2 protein-coding genes are annotated in these 4,563 nt (G+C 68.0%); both read right to left on the bottom strand.

The genetic code is table 11. The annotated features are described in order from the left end of the window. A partial coding sequence (locus NBG84_RS32850) for a non-ribosomal peptide synthetase (protein ID WP_250923337.1) occupies nt 1-2,348 on the bottom strand: 2,348 nt, incomplete at its 3' end. 10 nt (nt 2,349-2,358) lie between these two features. After that, a partial coding sequence (locus tag NBG84_RS32855) for a non-ribosomal peptide synthetase (protein WP_250923338.1) occupies nt 2,359-4,563 on the bottom strand: 2,205 nt, incomplete at its 5' end.

A 4,563-nucleotide genomic window follows, 5' to 3' on the forward strand; every position in this document is an offset into this window, starting at 1 on the left:
TAGGCACGCATGTTCGCGACCGGTCTCCCGATCGGAATCGCACCCACCCCCGCCAACTGCCGCGGGACCTCGAAAACGGAGTAGTAGAAGCTCTCGGTCTGTCCGTAACCGTGGACGACCCGGACATCAGGAAACGCCTGGTGCACCCTGTGGACCAGATCGGCCGAGAGTGCCTCGCCGCCGAAGATCACGGTCTGGAAGTCGAGTTCGAGGGCGCCCGGGTTCTTGATCACGGTATCGAGGAGTGCGGAGAACACCCTCGGCACCGCGTTGATGGTGGTGCCCGACCATCGGTCGCGTTCGGCGAGTTCGAGTACGTCACGCACGATCTCGACGCTCGCTCCGGCGGCGAGTGCGGCGAAGATCTCGAACACCGAGACATCGAAGGTCACCGAGGTCGCGGCGAGCATACGGGCTCCCGGCTCCATCTGTGCCGTCTGCCGCACATGGCGCACGGCGTTGACCACGGTGGCGTGGGTGATGGCGACGCCCTTGGGCTTGCCCGTGGAGCCGGAGGTGTACATCACGTACGCCAGGTTGTCCGGCCTGATACGCGGGTCCGCCCCTTCGACGACGGCCCCGTCGAGGCCGTCGACGTTCAAGTCGGCGAGTTGGAGTATCGGCACTTGGCATTCCGGCAGTACCGCCGCCGTCTCCCCATCGGTCAGTACCAGTGCGGGATCGGCGGTGTTGAGCAGGAGGTCTATGCGCGCGGCTGGGTACTCGGGATCGATGGGCAGATAGGCACCGCCGGCCTTGAGCACACCCAGCAGGGTGACGACCAGGTCCGCCGTCCGTGGCAACGCGACCGCCACCAGCACATCCGGCCCGACCCCACGTTCGCGCAGGAGCGTGGCCAACTTGCCGGCGCGTTCGTTCAGCTCCCGATACGACAACGTGGTTCGCCCGGCCACCACCGCGATCGCGTCCGGTGTCTCCATCACCTGGGCTGTGACGAGTTCCGGCACCGTCGCCCCAGATACCGGTGCCGCGGTCTTGTTGAGCCGTGCCAACCAATCCCGCTCGGCGTCGGTGAGCACATCCACCCCGCTGAGCCGCGCCCCTGGGTCGGCGACCACCTGCCGCAGCACACGCACATAACGGTCGACGAAACTCTCGGCCGTTGAGTGGTCGAACAGTTCCGCCGCGTACTCCAGCCGCCCATACGCGCGCCCGGACACATCCGGAATGATGTTGAAGAACAGGTCGAACTTCGCGGTATCGGTGCCCACCGCGACCGGTGCGACCCGCAGACCCGGCATCTCGATCTCCGACCACGGGAACTGCCAGGCCAGCATCACCTGGAACAGCGGCGAGTACGAGGTGGAGCGCTCCGGGTTGACCAGCCCCACCAGGCGCTCGAAAGGAATGTCCTGGTTGTCGTACGCGGCCAGGGCCCTTGCCCGCACCTGATCCACGAGATCACCGAACGACGGGTTCTCTGACAGGTCGACACGCAGTACCCAGGTGTTGACGAAGAACCCGATCAGGTCGTCGAGTTGCTCGTCGGCGCGGCCCTCGATCGGGCTGCCGATCGTCAGGTCGTTACCGGCGCCCAGGTGGTGCAGGAGAACCGCGAGCGCGGCCTGAGCGACCATCGGCGCCGTCGCACCGCGGTCCGCGGTCAGCTTCCCGATCCCGGCGAGCAGTTCGGGTTCCAGCTCGAAGTCGACGTGCCCGCCGCGGTGGTCGGCGGCCGTCGGCCTCGGCCGGTTCAGGGGCAGCTGCACCGGCTGCGGCACCCCGGCCAGTTCCTGCCGCCAGTAGCCCAGTTGCTCCGCGGTGATACTTCCCGGGTCGTCTTCGTCGCCCAGCAACTGCCGCTGCCACAGGGTGTAGTCCTTGTACTGCACCGGAAGCGGCGTCCAGTCCGGGGCATTCCCCTGGTGGCGGGCCGAGTACGCCGACACCAGGTCGCGGAGGAACGGCCCCATCGACGCCCCGTCGGCGGCGATGTGATGGAACACGAACGCCAGGACATGGTCCAGGGGACCGGTCCGGAGCACCGTCGTCCGTAGGGGAAGGTCTGTCTCCAGGCGGAACGTCTCGGATGCCACCTGGTGCAGTGCCGCGTCCAACGCGTCCGCGGCCACGTCGACCACCCGGAAGGGGAGGGCCGCCTCCTGCGCAGGCAGGATCCGCTGCTCCGGTGTGCCGTCCGCGTCCTCCACGATCAGGGTACGCAGAGCCTCGTGCCGGGTGGCGACGTCCTGCACCGCCGCGGCCAGGGCCGCGGTGTCCAGCGGCCCCTCCAGGCGGAGGGCGAACGGGCCGTTGTAGGTGGCGGACGGGCCTTCCAGGCGGTAGAGGAACCACAGCCGGCTCTGGGCGAAGGACAACGGGATCATCGACGCTCTCCTAATCGGTCATCTGGCGCAGCTGGGGTCGGTTCGACGTGGCCAGTTCCTCGATCTGAACCACCAACTGGGCGACGGTCGGATTACCGAAGACCGTCGTGACCTTCACGTCGACGTTGAGCTCCGTGCGTATGCGGCCGATCAACCGGGTGGCCAGCAGCGAATGCCCGCCGAGGTCGAAGAAGTGGGCGTCGACGCCGACCTCCTCCGCACCGAGCAGCTCGGCGAACAGCCGGCACAGGACTTCTTCCTTGTGGTTGCGCGGCCCCCGCCCAGTCGCGGCTCCGGCGTGGTCGGGTGGGGGGAGCGCGGCTCGGTCGAGTTTCCCACTGGGTGTCGTGGGAAACTCGGCCATCGGCACGATCGCCGAGGGGACCATGTACTCCGGCAGATGCTCCCGGAGCCGGTCCGTCAGGGCCTCGACATCCGGCCCGGCCGGGTCCGCCTCGCCGTCCCGCACCACATACGCGACCAGCCGCTGGTCACCGGTGCGGTCCTCCCGCACGACGGCGACCGCCTTGTCGACATCCGGGTGCGCGGTCAGCGCCGACTCCACCTCGCCCAGTTCGATGCGGAACCCGCGGAGTTTGATCTGGAAGTCGGCTCGGCCGACGTACTCAAGCTGGCCGTCCTTGTTCCATCGCACGAGGTCGCCAGTGCGGTACATCCGTGTGCCGGGCTCGCCATAGGGGCTGGCGATGAACCGCTCAGCGGTCAGCGCGGCCTGTCCGAGGTAGCCTCGGGCGAGTCCGATGCCGGCGAGGTACAGCTCACCGGTGACGCCGGGCGCGACCGGGCGCAGGGCCTGGTCCAGCACATACACCTGGGTGTTCCAGATCGGTGTGCCGATCGGCACCCGGTCAGCGCCCGGCACATGTCGGTATGCGGTGACCTCCACTGCGGCCTCGGTCGGGCCGTAGAGGTTGTGGGCGACGCAGCCGGGCAGTAGATCGGTGGCGCTGTTGGCCAGCGCCGCCGGGAACGGCTCAGCACCGACCTCGATCCAGCGCAGGCTGGTGCACTTCTTCGCCGCGGGTTCGGCGAGGAAACTCTCCAGTAGGGAGGATACGAAGACCGCGCTGGTCACCTGCTCCCGTTGGATCAGCTCGGCCAGATAGGACGGTTCGCGGCGCCCGTCGGGGCGTGCGATGACGACCGCGGCGCCCATCTGCAACGGGGCGAAGAGCTCCGGAACCGACGCGTCGAAGCCCGGCGACGTGCCGAACAGCATCCGGTCTTCGGGCGTGACATCGAAGTGCGCCAGACCCCATTCGATGCGGTTCATGATCGACCGGTGTGACACCTGCACACCCTTGGGGCCACCGGTGGAGCCGGAGGTGTAGATGACATAGGCGGCGTTGTCCGGTGACAACACACGCTCCGGGTTGGTCTCCGGATACCCGGAGACTTGTGGGAGTGTTTCGTCGAGTGTCAGCACGGGCTCGGCGCTGTCCAGGAGCTGGCGCACCCGGTCCTCGGGCAGTTCGGTGTCCACCGGCAGATAGGCCGCACCGGCCTTGACCACCGCGTAGGCCGCCACCATCAGCTCAACCGAACGGGGGATACGCACCGCCACGATCCGCTCGGGACCCGCGCCCTGCTCGACCAGCCAGTGCGCCAACTGGTTGGCACGCCGGTTGAACTCCGCATAGGTCAGCGTCTCCCGCTCGCCAACCACAGCGATACGGTCCGGGCCACGCTCCACCTGCCCCTCGAACGCGTCCGGCAAAGTGCCCGCGGCCACCGGGTGCGCTGTCTGGTTGACCTCCCGCAGCAGCCACTCGCGCTCCTGCCCCGAGAGCACCTCGATCGCACCGACCGGCAGCTGCGGGTCGGCGGCCACCTGCTCCAACACCCGCACCAACCGGGTAGCGATCGCCCCAGCCTCGTCGGGGTCGTAGAGGTTGTTCTGGTAGTCGAGGACGAGCCTCAGGTAGGGATCACCGGAGCCGAGGGCGAGCGCGTAGTGGGCGCCCGCGAGCGGCCGGATGGCGTCGACCGTGATCCCCGCCGAGGTGTTCGCCTCGCTGATGCCCTCACGGTCGACCGGGTAGTTCTCGAACCCAACGAAAGTGTCGAACAGGGCGGGTAGTCCGGTGCCGCGTTGGATGTCGGCCAGTCCGTAGTAGTGGTGGTCGAGGAGTGTGGTCTGCCGGTCCTGCAGCTCGGTGATGACATCGCCCACACTCTGCTCGGGTCGGCAGAA

The sequence above is a fragment of the Streptomyces albipurpureus genome (assembly GCF_023701525.1).
GTDB classification, from domain to species: domain Bacteria; phylum Actinomycetota; class Actinomycetes; order Streptomycetales; family Streptomycetaceae; genus Streptomyces; species Streptomyces albipurpureus.